Annotated in this window: 12 protein-coding genes; 9 read left to right on the forward strand and 3 right to left on the reverse strand. The window is 52.7% G+C overall.

All coding sequences use genetic code 11. The annotated features are described in order from the left end of the window. Positions 1-921 precede the first annotated feature (921 nt). The 9 genes from HMPREF1546_RS03180 (at position 922) to HMPREF1546_RS18635 (ending at position 12,588) form a co-directional block, all read left to right on the forward strand. Positions 922-2,274: an amidohydrolase family protein gene (locus HMPREF1546_RS03180; protein WP_021749398.1), complete on the forward strand. Its 1,353-nt coding sequence runs from the start codon at positions 922-924 to the stop codon at positions 2,272-2,274. 37 nt (positions 2,275-2,311) lie between these two features. After that, positions 2,312-3,055: a serine hydrolase gene (locus tag HMPREF1546_RS03185; protein WP_160117398.1), complete on the forward strand. Its 744-nt coding sequence runs from the start codon at positions 2,312-2,314 to the stop codon at positions 3,053-3,055. Positions 3,056-3,088: 33 nt separating this feature from the next. Next, positions 3,089-4,516: a sodium:alanine symporter family protein gene (locus tag HMPREF1546_RS03190; RefSeq protein WP_021749396.1), complete on the forward strand. Its 1,428-nt coding sequence runs from the start codon at positions 3,089-3,091 to the stop codon at positions 4,514-4,516. Positions 4,517-5,777: 1,261 nt separating this feature from the next. Continuing rightward, positions 5,778-6,773: a LacI family DNA-binding transcriptional regulator gene (locus HMPREF1546_RS03195; RefSeq protein ID WP_021749393.1), complete on the forward strand. Its 996-nt coding sequence runs from the start codon at positions 5,778-5,780 to the stop codon at positions 6,771-6,773. A 76-nt stretch (positions 6,774-6,849) separates the two neighbouring features. Next, positions 6,850-7,836: a ComEC/Rec2 family competence protein gene (locus tag HMPREF1546_RS03200; RefSeq protein WP_021749392.1), complete on the forward strand. Its 987-nt coding sequence runs from the start codon at positions 6,850-6,852 to the stop codon at positions 7,834-7,836. 17 nt (positions 7,837-7,853) lie between these two features. Continuing rightward, positions 7,854-8,873: a tripartite tricarboxylate transporter substrate binding protein gene (locus tag HMPREF1546_RS03205; RefSeq protein ID WP_025543550.1), complete on the forward strand. Its 1,020-nt coding sequence runs from the start codon at positions 7,854-7,856 to the stop codon at positions 8,871-8,873. Positions 8,874-8,936: 63 nt separating this feature from the next. After that, positions 8,937-9,401: a tripartite tricarboxylate transporter TctB family protein gene (locus HMPREF1546_RS03210; RefSeq protein WP_021749390.1), complete on the forward strand. Its 465-nt coding sequence runs from the start codon at positions 8,937-8,939 to the stop codon at positions 9,399-9,401. Between the two features lie 18 nt (positions 9,402-9,419). Further along, positions 9,420-10,916 (forward strand): tripartite tricarboxylate transporter permease, encoded by a 1,497-nt coding sequence (locus HMPREF1546_RS03215; protein WP_021749389.1) that lies wholly within the window; start codon positions 9,420-9,422, stop codon positions 10,914-10,916. Between the two features lie 73 nt (positions 10,917-10,989). Beyond that, positions 10,990-12,588: a hypothetical protein gene (locus HMPREF1546_RS18635; RefSeq protein WP_147629897.1), complete on the forward strand. Its 1,599-nt coding sequence runs from the start codon at positions 10,990-10,992 to the stop codon at positions 12,586-12,588. Positions 12,589-13,252: 664 nt separating this feature from the next. Here HMPREF1546_RS18635 and HMPREF1546_RS03225 read toward each other — a convergent pair. The 3 genes from HMPREF1546_RS03225 to HMPREF1546_RS03235 are packed head-to-tail and all read right to left on the reverse strand — an operon-like array spanning position 13,253 to position 18,469. Then, positions 13,253-14,455 carry a hypothetical protein gene (locus HMPREF1546_RS03225; protein ID WP_051319936.1) on the reverse strand — a complete coding sequence of 401 codons (1,203 nt, stop codon included), beginning with the start codon at positions 14,453-14,455 and terminating at the stop codon, positions 13,253-13,255. A gap of 55 nt (positions 14,456-14,510) precedes the next feature. Beyond that, complete coding sequence (locus tag HMPREF1546_RS03230; RefSeq protein ID WP_021749384.1) at positions 14,511-16,475, reverse strand: S9 family peptidase; 1,965 nt, start codon at positions 16,473-16,475, stop codon at positions 14,511-14,513. A gap of 2 nt (positions 16,476-16,477) precedes the next feature. Then, positions 16,478-18,469 carry a S9 family peptidase gene (locus HMPREF1546_RS03235; RefSeq protein ID WP_021749383.1) on the reverse strand — a complete coding sequence of 664 codons (1,992 nt, stop codon included), beginning with the start codon at positions 18,467-18,469 and terminating at the stop codon, positions 16,478-16,480. Positions 18,470-18,582 lie beyond the last annotated feature (113 nt).

Here is an 18,582-nt window from a genome sequence, read left to right on the forward strand (position 1 = left end):
TGCATCCAAACCGTAAATCTATTATACGAGGAAACTAATATTGTTCAGAAAGGCGAATTGCAGGAAGAAGTCATTGCAAAAATATAACAAGCACGCCCTGCGGAGCGATGGGGAGAAAGACCAAAACAAGGGAGGCACGCTTTTACAACCCGTATCCGTCATTGCGGGCCGCCCACCGCGCGGGACTTCTATACACCATGGTATAAAACAGTTCTGCGGGCTTTTACGCCGTCACAGGGCACAGCCGGGCAGAGATCATTTGTGTCAGTGCGGACCGCAGCAAGACCAATGGACCTGATCGCCTGGAAACGCGTGCTGGATGGGCGTACGATGAGCGGGTATTCCAAACTGTATTGAGTATCTGATCGAGCGCCAGAGCACCTTCGCCATGTGGAAATTTGCCGCCTGTGTCAGTGAGCTTCTGGTTTTCCGCCGATAGGATATTTTGGGATAAGGGCGCGCCTCCAGACAAGCGACCGTCGTCAAGGCAGACAAGGAGCATGATGCGTTCGACAAGACCCGGAAAATGGTCTCCGACTCTAACAAGGAAGTGCTCAGAATACTGGAGTCAGGAGATGGAAAATAACTTCATTATATAATTGGCTTTTTCGTGATCTTATGGTATGATACCCTTACGCTGTCCAGAGCATAATTTCTAGAATGAATCCCCTCTGTAATGTGAGTGAATCACCGCAAAGTGGTACTGTTCGGCGCCGATGGGCGCTATCTTTTTGTCTGGGCGGATGTAGAAGCACGGATGAAGAAGAATTACAAAGAATTACAATATGCATTGTATGCCGATGGTTGTGCTGTTGAACCTCGGAGAGGATGCGCTGGTTGTCCGCCGCCAAGGATATGAAGGCGTGCCGCAAAATACGGGCCTGCCTGAATGGCTGACGGACGGAGAAAGGGGGCAAAGTGATGCGCACACTGATTAAACACGGACTGATTGTAGACCCGGCCAGTCATGTTCACTCCAAAAATAATCTGCTAGTGGAAGACGGGCGTATTCAGGGGCTGACTGCTGAAGAGCCGGAAGCTGATGTGATTTTGGATGCCGAAGGGATGGTGGTTTCACCTGGTTTTGTGGATATCCACATGCACGAGGATCCTTATGACCCAGAGGAGGGGCGACTGATTCCCAGCATTATGACCTCCATGCTTCGCATGGGAGTCACTACAGCGATTGGTGGAAACTGCGGTATCAATACGGTCTCGCCTCTGCGGTATTTAGAATTGATGGACCGTGATGGCGGCCCGATCAATATGGGACTACTAGCCGGCCATACCTTCCTGCGGGAGCAGGCCGGGCACCGGGACAAGTACAGTGCAATTCGGCCCGATGAACAACAACGGTTGTCAAGGCTGGCCAAAGAGGCTCTGGAAGCAGGTTGCTTTGGGGTGTCCTTCGGTATTCGCTATGTACCCGGTGTGACACGGGATGAGATGGTGAAAACCGCCTGCTTCTGCCAAAGCCATGGCCGTCTTGTGGCCGCCCATGTGCGAGATGACGCGGATAATGTATTCGGCGCGGTGGAGGAGTTGGTTTCCATAGGGCGGCAGTTGGATCTTCCGGTTCAAGTTTCCCATGTGGGAAGCATGGGGGGATTTGGGCAGATGGAACGACTGCTGGCCTTCATAGATAGATATCGCGCCTCCGGTATGGAACTGAGCGGAGATTGCTATCCGTATGACGCTTTCAGCACGCGAATAGGGGAAACAACCTACGATGAGGGATTTTTGGAGCGTTACTGCACACAGTATTCTGCGATAGAAATCTGCGAGGGTATGTACAAGGGACAACGATGCACGGAGAGATTGTTTCATGAACTGCGTCAGACAGCACCGGACACATTGACGGTCTGCCATGTTATGAAGGCGGAGGATGTAGCTTTGGCCCTGTCTCATCCGGCCATTATGCTGGCCAGTGATGGGCTGATGGATCGGGGGCAAGGACACCCGAGAGGTGCAGGGGCGTTTCCACGCCTGCTGTGCCGGTATGTTGCAGCCGGGAAGATGAACTTGGATGATGCGGTCGCCAAGATGAGTGCCATGCCGGCCCAAAAACTGGGGCTGACGAGAAAGGGGACCTTACGCAAGGGCGCAGATGCAGACATCGTAATTTTTGATATGGATCGGATCCGGGACTGTGCTACGTTTGAGCATCCCGACCGTCCTCCGGAAGGGATAGAATGGGTCTTGATTGGGGGAAAAATCGCTGTGGAACACGGAACAATCAAGCAGTCAAGTCTAGGACGAGCCATTCGCGCTTAGCAATGGAGCAGGAGGGAGAGACGGCATGGACGAATATGTGAAGCGGCAGCTTTCCTCAGTTCCGGGGCATATCGGATTTTACTACAAAAACCTGGTCACGGGAGAAACGGACGGAAGCCGCCAAACGGAGTTGTTCCAAGCGGCCAGCGTAATTAAACTGCCAATTTTGGCGGCCATCCTGCTGGAGGAGCGGGAGCATCCCGGTGTGCTGCAGGAGCGGCTTTTGGTCCGGGACGGCGACAAAGTGCCCGGATGCGGCGCATTGCAGCATATCTCCGGTACGCAGGCGTATGACATAGAAAGCCTCTGTAAGCTGATGATTACTATCAGTGATAATACGGCTACGAATGTGTTAATCCGCCGCTTTGGCATTGAGTTCCTGAATGAGCGATTCCGGGCGCTCGGCCTTCAGGAAACCAAGATTTTTCGCTTTCTGTTTGACACGGAGGCCGCACGTCAGGGAAAGGAGAATTTATGTCAACCGAAGGAGATCGGTAGCCTTCTGGAGGAAATCTACCACGGACGCTGCGTGAGTGCCAATGCGTCTGAGCGAATGCGGGCGATGCTATCGCAACAGCAGATTAACCATAAAATCCCCAGCCTGCTTCCGCCCACCGTGCGGGTGGAGCACAAGACCGGCGAGGATGAGGGGATTACGAATGATGTGGGGATTCTATATGGGAGAGAACCCTGTGTTCTGGTATTCGTATCCAATGAAACTGATGTACCGGCCTTTGAGCAGGTAATCCGGACAGTGAGCCTGCACTATACACGAGTGTGATGACAGACATATAGAAAAAGGAGAAAACTTGTTATGGCCATTATTAAGACGATCTCGGACCTTCTGTGGGGAATGCCTCTCATCGTACTTATTCTGTTGGCTGGCATTATCTTTACGGTCGGCTCCAAATTCTTTCAAATCGCACACTTAAAGCATATTCTGAAAAACACCATTGGAACACTTTTTTCAAAAAAGGACAACGGTAAGGGCATGATGAAACCCTTGGAAGTAATCAGCATTGCCGTTGGCGGAGCAGTAGGTGTTGGCAATATCGGCGGCGTGGCGACCGCTATCGCGGTGGGCGGACCGGGTGCAGCCTTTTGGATTTGGGTTGCGGCCTTTTTGGGCATGATGATGAAAATGGCCGAAGTTTCCCTGGCGGTATACTACCGTTCAAAGGATGAAAAGGGCGGCTATTATGGCGGGCCTACATACTATATGGAGAAAGGGTTGGGACGGGATAAGGGCTTCAAATTCTGGGGCGTGCTGGCGGTTATCTTCGGGATCGGCATTTTTGGAAATGTCTTTTCCATGCAAAACTTCACGGTCGCACAGTCCGTCAACGCCACTTTTGGCATTCCCATGCTGGCGGTAGGTTTAGTCTATGTTGGTCTCACCTATTTGGCTACTGTCCGTGAGATTCCTTGGCTGGGCAAGCTGGCGGCGAAAGTAGTTCCCCCCATGTGCGTCTTTTACCTGGTAGGCGGAATCGTGATTATCATAGTAAATATCACACAATTGCCCGCAGCACTTGGACTGATTATCAGCGATGCATTTACCGGGACCGCAGCCACCGGCGCTTTCATGGGAGCGGGCGTGGCTTTGATTATCCGAACCGGCTTATCCCGCGCCATGTTCTCCAGCGAGGCTGGCTGGGGTACATCGCCTATGATTCACGCCTCCGCCAAAACGGAGCATCCGGTGAAGCAGGGATTGTGGGGGGCATTTGAGGTTTTTGTCGGTACGATGTGTATCTGCACGGTTACCTCCTTGGTTATCGTCGTTACCGGCCTGTGGGATTCCGGCCTGGATGGTGCTCCATTGACCTTGGCGGCTTTCGAAACAGTGCTTGGGCCTGTTGGAACTATCATCATCACGGTGGCCATTTTCCTCTTTGCTCTTTCTACTACTACCGGATGGTGGGCTTATTTCGAAGTGCTGTTGCGCCATTTGTGCGGCACGAATGAAAAGCTCAAGCGGACCTTGATTAACGTATTTAAGGTAATCTACCCCATTCCCGGGTTCCTTGTAGTGCTTCTGGCTGCGGTGGGAAACGATATTTCTGGTGCGGATATTTGGGAAATCGCCAATTTGACAACGGGAATACCTGCCTTTGTAAACCTGATTGTCATTGTCATACTGAGCGGAAAGTTCTTCCAATTGCTTAAGGACTACAAGGCTCGTTATCTGGGAATCGGTACCGTTGATCCGAACTTCAGACTTTTTGATGAAGAGGAATAAACCGAGCCTGAAAATGGCGGATTGAGAAGCCAAGAGGGGGGCGTGGCTCTGCCACGCCCTCCAGCGGCGGAAAATATCAGGACAGCGCATCCAACACCACATCGAACAGATGCATAGGGTTAAGCTGCCCTCTGTCATAACGCTGGCAAGTGAATCAACGAAGGCCCTGTCGCAGGAAACGGCTGGAATCAATGTCACATCGGTACAGACTCCATCCATCACTTCGGCCTGTATTCCATAAGACGGAAGTCAGCTGGACTGCAATGGTACAGATCGGCCATGCGGCACACGATGCCAAATGGAGGGGCAGAAGTCCCTGCCTCATACAACAAGTGTACGTGCTTTGCTGCGGCCGCTTGGGTGTATCCGGCTTTCTCCCGGCTTGCTCGAACGGATTTTCAGGATGACCACCTTTTTCGGTTCTGCACATTTTGAATTCCTCCTGTCATTTTTCTAATACATTTGGGCCGCGCTCCCCGGAAATCCTTGTGTTTTCAAGGTTTCCGGGGATATTTTCTTGGCCATTTCCCTTGCTTTTTTCCTTACGAGATGTCTGTAAGGGAAAGCTCTCAGCTTTCACCCGCCTCCTTATCCAGAAACCGGGCGGAAGAACCTGTGGTTTCTTTCTTTGCATGGGCGTAGATGTTCATGGTGGTGTTCACGCTGGAAAGGCCCAGCAGCTCTCGGACATCTTTAAAGACGCTCCGCCATAAATTATGTTGCTTGTGAAGGTGTGGCGAAGGACATGAAAGTGAAGGGACTGGATATTATCGAATGTGATGTTGGCTCGTCTGCACGCCGTAGCTGCCCCCAGAGCGTACAAATGTCCCATCATTCCACAGGCAGACGAATGAGACCTCTGTAAAGCATTCCCGTGGTTCATCTGTGCGGGGCAGGGAAGAGAGCCCGTAATATGTACGGCTCGTTTTCTTCGGAGATCCTGTGTCAGCTCCTGATACTGCCGCTAAAGCGCGCCAAATCCATATAATGCTATTTGGGAATGAGTTTGTTTGTGCAGCAATAACAGGGCCTACTGCTTAAGTCAAAATTGCAAAAAAAGACATGCAAAATTTGGGAATGATTCCAAAATAGTGTGGTTTGTCAAAAAAAGTGTTGACTTTTTTTGATGGCGGCTTTATGTTAAAAACATGTTAAGAAAAGAGGACGCGGCGATACTGGTTGTTTATTTTTCACAATAGAGTGCCAGTGTTTTTTTGACCTTAAAAATGAGAACGTTTTCAAGAGGGCGTGGGATACATACATGGCAGCAACAATCATTGACGTCGCACGGTTATGTGGTTACTCAAAGGCAACAGTTTCCAGAGCATATGCGTCTCCGGAAGCAGTCAGTGAGAAGGCGCGTGAAAAGATATATGCGGCAGCGAAGCAGTTGAACTATGCGCCTAATGCCATCGCAAGGGCGATGGTTCGGCAACAGACAGAAAATATTGCATTTATTATCCACGAAAAGCAGTATCCCGCTATTTTGAATCCTTTTTATTCTCCGATGCTGGAAGCAGCCATGCAGGAGGGAACCCGAAGGAATTACAGCCTGTTCGTAACGACCAGTCAGGATATCCACCTGCCCAATGGAGATATTTATATCAAAAAGCACATGGATGGAGTGATTTTTGCTGGCGAGGTTGATATCCGGGTCATTGAAGAGTTTCGTAAACAGAGCATTCCGGTAGTGTTGGTAAACAACTATTTGGATATGGATGGCTTAGTGTGCATTTCGGCAGATCACTATGGCGGTGCTGTGCAGGCTACGGAATATCTTTGCAAGCTGGGACATTGTAAAATCGGCCTGTTGTCCGGCCGGTTTTCACCACAAGTTAGTGAAGCTCGTATAGAGGGCTTCGTTAAAACTCTTGCTAAGTATGATATTCCCGTTGATGATCGTTTTATTGCTGATATTGAGCCGGCGCTGGAAGATGGCGAGGAAATCATGACCCGGATGCTGCGGGAGGTGGATCGCCCCACAGCTTTTTTCTGCACCAATGACACCATTGCCGCAGGCGCCATGAAGGCAGTTACCCGGGCAGGGCTGAGAGTGCCGGAAGATATAGCGATCATAGGGTTTGATGACAGCTATATCAGCCGTGTGGTGGAACCCGAGTTGACCACTGTTCGAATTGATGCTGCTAAGATGGGATGCCTTGCCATGCAAACGTTATTTGACTTAATTGCGGGGATGCCGGTAGAAAAGGCGCATATTCAAATTCCTACGGAGCTTATAGTGCGGGGAACCGCTTGATGCTATGTAGAAATTTGACACGCTCCTGATAGAGCGTTTTAAATGGTGAAGTCAAAGTGCGGAAGGATGTGATGCCATGTGTGTTACAGTCATCAATGTCGGTTACGGAGACGCAATCCTCTTTCAGTTAAAGAATGGGTATACTGCACTGCTGGATGGAGGAAGTGCCCTGGAGTCAGAATTTGAAGGCGATTCTTATCGCATTCGGTCAGCAGATTATCTTGCCAGACAGCAGATTGAGCATTTGAATGCTGTGATTATTTCGCATATCCATGAAGATCATGTATGCGGGCTGGAGGCGGTATTACAGCAGACAGTGGTAGATCATCTCTATGTTCCGTACCCGGTAGAGCCTTTCTTAAAAGGCTGTGAACTGACTCCAGCCAGTAACGCTCCCCGCAGTGTACCGCTATATGTTGCGGCCTTGAATGCGTATCGGAGGATTTTGCTTCATGCGAAGGAAAAAGGCATTCCTGTTACCGTGTTGAAAGCAGGACAGGTACTGAAATTTGGAATAGACACGAAGATGCGGATACTGGCACCCAAAAGCTGTGTTGTAGATGCATATATGGAGATCGTGGAACGGGCATACAGTCTTGAGGCGGATACAAATGCCGTGACTGAGTGCCTGATCCGGTTGGACGCTACATCCAATCACACCAGTATGCTGTTGCGCTTCGAACTGGGAGACATCGTTTTTCTCAGCGCGGCGGATAGCTGTCCATCTGAATGGGATGAGGTGCCTGAAATTTTTTTCAAAAATGTAAACGTTCTCAAATTGCCACATCATGGACAAATAGATTCAATTTCGGAATCTTTTATGAAAAATATGCCGTTGGAGTATATTATTACGACCTCGGCATCTGATAGACGGTATCATAGCGCGAATCAGGCGGTATATCAGAAGCTGGCCGCAATCTTTCCGGCGGAGCATCCACCACACTTTTTGTTTTCGGATGAGCGAGAGTATCCGCCTTATTTCTCACAGCCCGAAGGCTTTCAGGCTATCAAACTTGTAATGGATTCCGGGACGGTTATACCGGAGTTTATTAGAATTCAATGAAAAGAGGAGAGAAAACAATGAAAAAACTCATGTCGCTGGTCCTCGCACTCGCTATGATTCTGAGTTTGGCTGCCTGCGGCGGCAAAACCACGGGAACGTCACCTGACAGCGCAGGCGATTCCCAGCAGGAAACTCCCGCGACTTCGGACGGCGCTTTCCCTGAAAAGCAGATCACTATTATTATGCCCTGGAGCCTTGGCGGCGGACCCGATACCATTGCCCGCCAGGTTGCCTCCTATGGTGAGAAGTATCTGGGTGTGCCCGTGATTGTGGAAAACCATACCGGTGGTTCCGGAACTATCGCCATGAACGATGCATTGCAGGCGGAGGATGACGGTTATACCATGGTGGTTGCCAACGGCCCCTTGTTCTCACTGACTCCCAGCTTCATTAATGTCAACTACACACTGGATGATATTACGCCTCTGATTGGTATGCGTATCACGGAGTTCGTTGTTCTGACTAACTCTAAGAGCGGCATCACCAATATCGACGAGCTGAAAGCCTATGCCGCAGAGGGGAACACAATCAAGTACGCTACCACAGGCGGCCCTGGCAACGACAGCTATACTATGATTTCCGTCCTGTTCAAGTTATTGGACATCCCCGCTGAGCCTGTTCCCTACGACGGCGGCCAGGAGGCCATCAATGCGTTGGTGGGCGGCCATGTTGACGTGGCTATCGGTTCTCCCCCGACTTACCGCGATTATGTGATCAACGGCGAATTGAACTGCCTGGGAACCTTCATTCCCGAGGGGCTGGACGTGGAAGGCATTGGCCACATCAGTTCCTTTAGGGATCAGGGAGTCGACGTGGACTTCACCGGTATGGACTACTTTGCGGTCCGCTCCTCTGTGGATGACAGCAAGAAGGAAGTTTTGACCAACTTCATTGCGGAGGTTTATGCTGATCCCGAGTTCCAGGAATTTATGAAAGGCATGGGCATGGAAGCCTGGGAGGCCACTGAGAGCGAGATCGTTGATATGGTAGAAGCTCAGACCGAGGCGATGACCGAGTATATTCCTCTGGTGCAGTGACACTCTGCGGTGCCCCATATCGCCGAGATATGGGGCACCCATTTTAAAAAGAGGTATTGAATTATGAAAATCAGATATAACAGAGAAATAATATCGGGCGCTATTTTTGTGGTTCTGAGCGCAGTGCTGTGGTTCCTGATTCCCGTACAGGTCCAGACGCTGGAGAAAACGCCAATCAACGCACAGACCTTCCCCCGTATCGCCATTGGTGGTATGTTCCTCTGCTCTGTCGGTCTGCTGCTGGAGGGGATCTTCGTCCGGGAGAAGCAGGAGTTGTATGTGACGAAAGAGAGTTTTCGCTCCAATGCCTTTAAAAAAGAAATGCGTTCCGTAGTGTTCGCATTGCTTTTGATCGCCTACTGTTTCCTGATTGGACATCTGGGCTATATTGTCTCCACAATCCTGCTGGTACTGGCGGTCATGATGTTCTATAAAGCCAGAAAGTGGTACTACTATGCGATTCCTCTGGGGATGGTGGGCATCGTGTACTACGTATTCAAGGTGCTTCTTCATATTTCCCTGCCCTGATCGAAAAGGAGAATACTTATGGAACAATTTTTAGGCGGACTGCAAGTTCTGCTGCAGTGGCAGAACTTTTTGATTATTCCGGTGGGGCTGGCAATCGGCATTATTGTGGGTGCTATCCCCGGACTGACCTCCGATTTAGGTCTCATCCTTTGTATACCCTTGACCTATGGCATGGATCCCACGATGGCTATTTTAATGCTGCTGGCCATCTACTGCGGCGGTACCTACGGCGGTTCCATCACTGCGATTCTCATCAACACCCCGGGTACCTCGGCCAATGCGGCAACGCTGTTTGACGGTTATCCCATGACCCAAAGAGGACAAGCGTTCAAGGCACTGCAAATGGCACTGTACGCATCAACCATCGGTGGCCTTATAAGCGCATTTGCCCTACTGTTTCTGGCTCCCCAGATCGCAAAAATCACACTGCTGTTTGGCCCTGCCGAATATTTTGCTTTGGCAGTTTTTGGACTATCCGTGATTGCGGGCGTCTCTAACAACAGTATTTTCAAGGGACTGATCGGCGCTTGCATCGGCTTGTTCATGGCTACCATCGGCATGGACAATATCAGCGGCACCGCCCGCTTTACCTTTGGAAGCAATCGGCTCATGAGTGGTATCGACCTGATCATCGCCCTCATTGGACTGTTTGCTATCTCTGAGATTATGATGAAGTCCCAGTATGATCCAAGGACCGACCACAAGACTATCAGTTCTTCAGCCATCACCAGAGATAAAATCACGAAGGACGAGTATCGGCGATGCCGCAAACCAATCGGCATTGGCTCCCTGATCGGTGTCATTATCGGCGCAACCCCTGGAACTGGCGGTGGTTTGGCGGCGTTCATCTCTTATAACCAGGTGAAGCAGTCCTCCAGCCATCCCGAGACTTTTGGCCACGGCGAGATCGAGGGTGTGGCCGCCTCCGAGTCCGCCAACAATGGCGCCTGCGGCGCAACGATGATCCCCATGCTGACGCTGGGGGTCCCAGGGGACGGCGCCACCGCTATCTTGATGGGTGCATTCATGATCCACGGCATGATCCCCGGCCCCACGCTGTTCGAAGAGCAGGGCAATATTCTATATGCCATTATGCTGGGCCTGATCGTGGTCAATGTGTTTATGTATATTCTGGGCAGTGGCTTTACCCGTTTTTACGCGCATATCACCCGTATTCCCTACGAGATTTTGGCGGCTATTGTATTGACCTTTTGCATTGCGGGTGCGTATTCCACCAATAACCGGATGTATGATATCTACATTATCCTGATCTTCGGCATTGTAGCGTATTTCCTGCGCCGGATGGATTTTCAGTTGGTTCCCATTTTGCTCGGCATTGTGCTGGGGCCTTTGGCTGAGAAAAACTTCCGCCGGGCACTGGTGCTGTCTGACGGGAGTCTAGACATTTTCTTTACCCGTCCTATCAGCTGTGCCTTTATCTTGATTGCTGTAGGTTCTATTTTGCTGTTTGCCTGGAAAAATCACAAGGCAAAGGTAAAAAACACACAGAAATAATACAGATCTGCGCAAGTACTGAGACATCTCCTTATTTGAGCATTGCCAAATTCATACAATTTGAAGAGCGACGGTGTTTGAGATGAAGAAAATTTTGAAAAGGCTTTTCTGCTTGGCTATCGCTGTTGTGATGTTAATGAGTACTGCGGGGGCAGAAGGAACCTCCACTTATATGGCTTACCGGTCAAATGCCGTTACAATATCAGCAGCTGACGGACTTGGCATCGTAAGTGGAACATTCGTAATAAAGGATCTCAGTATTACAAACGGGCAAGATCCTGATGGTCGCAACTATGTTGGACAGGTGCATACACTTGAAAATGGGGAATTTACATTCAGCGTTGGGCGCAGTGCCTCTGAAAGCGTTGCATCATGGTTCAATTCAAAGATCTCAGGATATAATGATCCTTCTGTGAACGGAGATAGAACAACATTTGACCAGACTGCTGATGATTTGAATTTTGCCTTTGTCGGTGATTTGAATTTGGTTGTGGATACTGCCGATGATCCGCAGGGTCTAAGTGTTACATTTCCTGATGTTGTTATTGCTCAGGGGAGCACCTTGTTTAGAAATAATTGGTGGTTTGGTCAACGCTCTGGCCAGCATACAAGAGATAGTGACGGCCCCGACACTGTATTGGCAATTGGAAGTACGACAGAGGGAAGAACAGTTTATGCATCGTTTTTGAGAGGCGGCAACGAGGTTAATGAGATTTCTCTGGAAGCCATTCACGTGGTAGAAGCTGCTGCGGATAGTGCGAATAAAGTTGTCGATGTTAAAAATAAATTTGCTGCGCTTCCGATTGACGGCGTTCAAAGCAATTTGGAAGGTTTCCCCGGCAGCTATGACCCTACCGTAAATCATATCCAGGGATATGCGCAGTATGATAGTTGCGATCATACTCGATATTCTATTCTGACGCATAGTGTAGGAACTGCGCCCTATGCGCATATTGTCGCCGGCCCCAAAACGGGCAGTGACAAGTGGGGGTTCAAAACATACCTTCAGAATTGGAAACATCCTGGTGGCGTTCAAGTAATGGGAGATTATCTGTTGGTTCCCTCTGAACAAGATGCTTCCGCGCATATAGCTTTATATGATTTGCGTTCATTGGCCGTAAAAGAACTAAGAAGAGTTGAGACATTTGACTTAGCTGTAAGCCATAAGGCTGGTGCTTTGGGGATTACTTCTTATGAGGATAAAAACGGCATTGAGTATTACGTGATGATAGTTGCCCATTTAGATGGCGAGAATACTGTGTACCATGTCTATCGTGCATTGGCATCAAATGGCATTGAAAACGCCCGGTTCTCCGAAGTTGGAAGTTTTGAATCTGATAAGGACTTTCAAGGTTTTGGCTTGATTACTGAGGATGGGACAAATGATATTTATATGATAGGGCTTTGGTCGCCAAGCGAGGGTGTGACATTTGCGGATTATGCATACCTGTACCAGTTGAATACGGAAACATGGACCATTGGAGAAGCACTTCAGCAGATTCACATGGTCAGTGTTGGAGGAATGGCTGGTATGATGGGAGTTCATTTCCGTTATGGCGCAAATGTATATGTTGCAGACGATGGTACGCTAACTTTATCCGCTACAGAGCGGAACTCGGTTTTGGGCAGCTCTTTGGCAACAAATGATTGGATTCCTGCAATCGTAAACTAATATTTGACGATATCGTTATGTGAGGAAAGGGAACGGGCTGTGATCCGTTCCCTTTCTCCACAGTGAATATTCTATTGATAAACCGCATGATGGTGGATATCTTGTTTTGACTGACAATGAATAAACCAAAGCTGACCCGTAGTGCATAGCTGGGGGAGAACTACGGCGAATTGGCTCAAAGACATCTTCTTCGGTTTTTTAAGCAGTTGCGCTAAAGCTTGCATGAAGCAATCTTTCCTGTTCCTTTATGTAAATGCATGGCGTCGAGAAGGTGTCATCTCCCCCATAAAACAGACTGCATTTCGCAAGAGCCGATTGGAACGTCTCCTGACCGGCACGCTGGCAGATCTTCTGTTTATTCTCTTAAAAGATTTCTGCTGTGATTTGCTTTTCGGCTCTGCCGGGCGGGGCTTTAGAAGTTTTTGGCTTTCCGGCCCTTTAGAGTGAGCAGCAAACAAGAAACCGTCAAGCCTCTTTTGATGCTTGGCGGTTTCCTGTTTGACGCTTATATTGCTATAACAAATTTCAGGGAGGTGTCACGAATTTTGAGAACTTCAATCAAGCGGGAATGAGTCGCTTTTCGAGTTTAGAAGTGATCCGCCATGTCCTCACCCGAAAACATCTTAAAGGGAATCCGAGTTTTTAGGATCTGATCGGCTGCAATTTACAGCATACCGGCCATCACACCGGCCACCAAAATAGAGACCATTGCGGCCATACCGCCCACTACCAGGCGAGGCATGACCCGGCTCATCAGAAAGGCCTTTTCATCCTCATCCTCCGCCACAGCATTGCATACCTCCACAGAGATTAGGTAAGTGGAGGGGAACCCCAGCATCTGGCAGAAGCCTACGCCGAAGGCCATGGACTTATCCCCCAGAATCTTCCACACCGGCAGGACTTTCATCATAACAAAGATGGAAAGTACCGACACCGCGAACACAACCACCAGCGGGAGGATCAGGTCGATGAGGTCGGATATGGAGATGTTGGCCAGGGCGGGAATGATGGCAGCGAACACCACCATGTTGATAAAACCGCTGGCTTGGGCTTTCTGGAGGAGGTTCTTGGGCACCACACCCAGCTGGGTGAAGATCACGCCCAACACCAGCCCCAGGATGGCGTAGTTGATGTGGGTCAGCTCACCCAGCCATACAGAGAGCAGGCCGCCGACTACTGCCAGCAAAATGCACACATTGCTGGAATAAAAGCCGTCAAATTTCTCGGCCAATGTTATCCTCTTGGACGCTGTCTTTGCCTCGCTGTTCCGATTCTCGGATTTGCCCGCGGCGGCCATAAACTCGTCCAGGGTGCCGCTGGATTTGGCCTTCCGGTATTCGCCGATCAGGCCCTGGGCATAGCGGAGACTGGCGCTGGAGGCAAAGGGCGTACCCACGAACTTCTGCACGGCGAAGGTAATGGCAGCCAGCGCGGCGGCCAGAGGATAGCCAGCCTTGGTGGCAGCCTCCGTCATGATCTGCGTTGCGGGCAGAGCGCCGTTGACTACCGGGATGGCGCTGAGGGCCATCTCCTTGCCGATGATAGGGATGGTCAGTGAGACGCCGATGATTACCGCCAGCATACCGAACCAGCAAGTGACCACAGTCCGCCACTCATCCATGAACTGGCGCAGGTTAATCATGGACCCCATAGCGAAGAGCAGCATTGGCACGCTCCAGCTGGAAGCGGCGCTGAGACCGGCCTTTTCGATGATGTCGGCGGGCAATACGCCGGCGACGAACAGGACCAGGAACAGCATCAGCGTGGCGAACACCGAGGAGATCCGGGCTTTGGTCAGCTTGGCCACTACGTCGCCGACAGCGAAGAGAACCATCACCACTGCGAACCACAGCAACATATCAAACACTTGTCATTCATCCTTTCTCTATCTGTTTATTGAAAGGGCCGCCCGGCGCAGCCTTTTAGAGATACTGGTCGAACCAGTCGCACAGAGCGTTGAGCCGGATCAGACGGTTGACCGGCCGCCCGGACCGGTTGAGCTCGTGGCCCTCCTGATGAATCAGGACCACCTTGGAAGGAACACCCTGCTGACGCAGACTGGTGAACATCTGCAGGGGCTCGTCCATCCAGCAGCGGTAGTCGGTGTTGGAGTGGATAAACAGGGTGGGAGTGGTGACATTGCGGACGTACTTCAGGGGAGACTTGTCCCAGAGGATCTGGCTCTCGTCCCAGATGACGCCTTTCCGCTCCAGGGCATTGAGGCCCATGTGCTCCAGCAGGAACAGATACCCCTTGTCACAGGTGGAGATGGAGGTGACAAAGTTGGAAATGCTCCGCATGGCACAGGCAGCCTTGAACCGCTGGGTGTGGCCGATGATCCAGTTGGTCATGTAGCCGCCATAGGACCCGCCGCACACGCCCAACCGATCCGCGTCCACGTCCGGATAACGGCGAAGCACCTCATCGGTGAAGTCCATCAGATCCTGGTAATCGATGGTGCCCCACCGACCTACCAGATCGAAGTAATCCTGCCCCCGACCGTCGCTGCCGTGGGGATTTGTATAGAACACGAACCGACCGCCAGCGGCCAGCAGCTGCATCTCATGGTAGTACTGGGAACCGTAGGCCGCCTTGGGGCCGCCGTGAATGTTCAATACGCCGGGATACTTCTTCCCCGGCTCGTATCCGGAGGGGCGGATGACCCAGCCATCCACCTCCTGACCGTCCCGGCTGCGGAACGTGATGTGCTCCGGACGTGAGATCTGGCGGGTCTCCAGAAAGGCGTCGTGGAATTGGGTGAGCCTCTCCGGTTCCCCGCCGGAGAGGGGCTGGCGGTACAGCTCCTGAGGCCGGTGATCCCGGAAAGCTGCCAGATAGGCGTTCTCTCCAATGATATCAAAGCAGGCAATCCCCTCATAGGAGGCCACAGGAGCAAAGTTCCCCGCCTTGTCGAAGCGCAGCAGGGCGGTGACGTCGCGCTGGAGACGGACGGCATAGAGACTGTCTCCCTGGACGGCACAGACCTTGCCGCCGCCCAAAGACATATCCCCGATGGCGGAGGTACCCAAAAAACCGTCCGGGGCGCAGAAGGTCCGGCAGTCCCCGGTGGCCGGATTCAGCAGATAGAGCTTGGGGCTTCGGGAGACGCTGGTGTGTGGGTCGCCGCCCTCGAACCAGATATCCGTGCCCCACCAGCCCACCTGGGTGATCCGATATTTCCCATCGGGGACCAGTGACCGGGTTTGGCCGGTGGCCAGATCGTAGAGCATCAGCTGCCGGTAGTCAGGCCGGATTCCCTCAAAGCTCACACCCCAATAGAGGATCCGAGAGCCTTCCGGAGAGACTGCCGCTCCTTCCATGTCATAGGTGGGAGGGGTGATCTGGTTTACGGAGCCGTCGGCAGGATCGAAAATCCATCCGCTCATCCGGGTGCCGTTAATCATCCCCAGACCGTCGGCCCAGAAGGGCAGTTCGTCAAAAACCGTGTAGTCACGGCCGGGCTGAGGCTGGTCCGCAGGCAGGTCCTCCGGAGACGTCATGGGCCGCCGGGTCAGGATGAACCATCTCCCGTCGGGCAGGGGGTGAAACTGCTTTACCGACAGGGGAATGGTGAAAGCCCGTTCCGCCTCGCCGCCCCGGATGTCCAGCCGGTAAAAGGCGGTTTTGCCAGGCTGATCCCCGGTCCGGCAGGAGGGGAAAATCAGCGTAGTGGCATCCAGCCAGCGGAAAGCGGCCTCGTCACCGTTGCCGGTCAGGGGGCGAACGGCGCCGGTTGCGGTGTCCAGCAGATGGATGCAGGCGTAATAGCCTTTTCCATCATCTCTGGCCCGGCGGGACACAAAAGCTGCGTGAGCCCCGCCGGGAGCTGCCGCCACCTCGGAGAGGAACCGGTATGCGTACAAGTCATCTGCTTTGATGCGTTCCATAATTATGCCTCCTGTTTATTGAGATACCGCTGGTACCAGCGGAGCATTTCCACCAGCCGCTGGAGCCGCTGGCGAGGCCGGCCGGAACGGGAGAGTTCGTGGTTTTCCCCTGGGAAAAGACACAGCCGGGAGGGAACTCCCCGCAGCTGGAGAGCGGTGAACATCTGGATCGCTTCCAGTTTCCAGCAGCGATAGTCCTCCTCACCGTGGAGGAACAATGTGGGCGTGGTCACATGATCGGCATAGCGAAGAGGGGACTGCTGCCACTGGAGATCCCGATCCTCCCGGTGGGAAGCGCCGGTTTGCCCCTTGGCGAAGTAGTAGCCGATGTCCGCCGTGCCCTCCATCCCGGTCCAGTTTGCGATGGACCGCTGGGAGCAGGCTGCCTGGAACCGGTCCGTGTGGCCGATGATCCAGTTGGTCATGAAACCGCCATAGGACCCGCCGCCAACGCCCAAACGGGTGGAATCGATGTCCGGCCAGCGGGCCAGGGCTCCGTCCAAGAAAGCCATGATATCCTGATAGTCGATGGTCCCGAACCGGCCCCGGATATCGGCAAAGTCATTTCCACGGCCCTCGCTTCCCCGGGGGTTGCAGAACAGAACGAAGTATCCGGCTCCCGCCAGGACCTGCATCTCGTGAAAGAACACCGAGCCGTAGCTCAGGCGGGGCCCGCCATGGATGGTCAAAATGGCTGGGTATTTTTTGCCGGGAACGTAGGCCACCGGCGGGAGTACCCACCCCTGGACCGGCAGCGGACCTCCGGTATCCACCTCCAGCGGCTGGGGCGTGGAGACGGCGCAGCGGTCATAGATCCCGTCGTTGGCGTGGGTCAGACGGATCTCCCGGCCATGCTCCAGAGTGTAGATCTCTCCGATCCGGTTTTCCCGAAACGCCAGGTACACCAGCCGGTCTGCCGCGGCATCCAAATACTCCACACTGCCCGGCCCGGTGAGGGGGCGGGCCTCGCCGGAGGTCAGATCCAAAGCCTCAATCCGGCTGTCCCGGTCCACGGTGGAGAGGAAATAGAGCGTGTCTCCGCAGACGCGCCAGGTCTCTCCGGCACCAAGGCGGCTGTCGGTGGCCACGGTGTTGCCCACACAATGATGGCTGTGGCGGAGGAGCAGCTCTGGTTCTCCTCCGGAGAGAGGGATGGTGTAGAAATCGCCATTTTCCCCATTTCCATAGCCAAGCCCGTCGGTAAGACAGAGAACCGCCTGGTCCCGCCAAAGGGCAAAGAGCTTCACCAGATACCGGTCCTGTTCCAGGAGGCACCGGGTCTCCCCACTGGCCGCGTCCCAGATAAAAACACCGTGGCGCAGAGTCTGGACATCCGTGAAGCGATGGCCGGTATAGAGGATCCGGCCATCTTCCACGGTAAAGCCTGTAACCTTGAAGGGCGGCGCGGTGAGGGGGGTGGTTACGCCGGACGCAGGGTCGTGGATATACAACTGGGACCGCTGCCCGCTGGTGAGGCCCAGGCCGTTGGCCCAGAAGGGAATGTCCTCCAGCACATCATAGGTGCGGTTTTTGTATTCCTCCAGGGCCGAAGCTTCCTCCGGGGGACTCAGACTGTCCAGATTTGGGCGGTTCATGTCCACGGTGGCGGTGAAAACGAACCGCCCGTCCGTTAAGCGCCGGGCCCTGCCCGCCCGCATGGGGACGGTGAACAGGGTCTGCGCCTCGCCGCCATCCACCGGCAGCGCGTAATATGTAGTGGTATCCTGAGAAGCGGAACCGGCTGTGCCTCGCATCCCGGAAAAGAGGATGGTCCGGTTATCCATCCAAGAAAAAGCCCGCACCGGACTCAGGGAGCTGAGGGGACGGTCCGCCCCCGTACTGTGGTCATAGACCCACAGCCGGGCGTCATAGCCATTGGAGGCCAAATTCGCCTGCTGGCGGATATAGGCGGTGTACCGACCGTCCGGCGAGAGACCCAGGTCGCTGAGATATCGGAATTGCAGGAATGTTTCGCAGATCATAGGCTCCATCATATTCACTCCATTTCGTCATTGACTACAAATTTCATCCTGTACCAGCGGCACCGCAGATGTGTCCTGCTGCCGGGAGAGGCGGCGTCTGGAAACTGGAAATAGCATCCTGATTT

Origin of the sequence: Oscillibacter sp. KLE 1745 (assembly GCF_000469445.2) — a bacterium.
Taxonomy (GTDB): domain Bacteria; phylum Bacillota; class Clostridia; order Oscillospirales; family Oscillospiraceae; genus Oscillibacter; species Oscillibacter welbionis.

Excerpts from the sequence above, each read along its gene's own strand:
- HMPREF1546_RS03180 (WP_021749398.1), top strand. The coding sequence starts at position 922 with ATGCGCACACTGATTAAACACGGACTGATTGTAGACCCGGCCAGTCAT.
- HMPREF1546_RS03190 (WP_021749396.1), top strand. The coding sequence starts at position 3,089 with ATGGCCATTATTAAGACGATCTCGGACCTTCTGTGGGGAATGCCTCTC.
- HMPREF1546_RS03195 (WP_021749393.1), top strand. The coding sequence starts at position 5,778 with ATGGCAGCAACAATCATTGACGTCGCACGGTTATGTGGTTACTCAAAG.
- HMPREF1546_RS03200 (WP_021749392.1), top strand. The coding sequence starts at position 6,850 with ATGTGTGTTACAGTCATCAATGTCGGTTACGGAGACGCAATCCTCTTT.
- HMPREF1546_RS03205 (WP_025543550.1), top strand. The coding sequence starts at position 7,854 with ATGAAAAAACTCATGTCGCTGGTCCTCGCACTCGCTATGATTCTGAGT.
- HMPREF1546_RS03210 (WP_021749390.1), top strand. The coding sequence starts at position 8,937 with ATGAAAATCAGATATAACAGAGAAATAATATCGGGCGCTATTTTTGTG.
- HMPREF1546_RS03215 (WP_021749389.1), top strand. The coding sequence starts at position 9,420 with ATGGAACAATTTTTAGGCGGACTGCAAGTTCTGCTGCAGTGGCAGAAC.
- HMPREF1546_RS03230 (WP_021749384.1), bottom strand. The coding sequence starts at position 16,475 with ATGGAACGCATCAAAGCAGATGACTTGTACGCATACCGGTTCCTCTCC.
- HMPREF1546_RS03235 (WP_021749383.1), bottom strand. The coding sequence starts at position 18,469 with ATGATGGAGCCTATGATCTGCGAAACATTCCTGCAATTCCGATATCTC.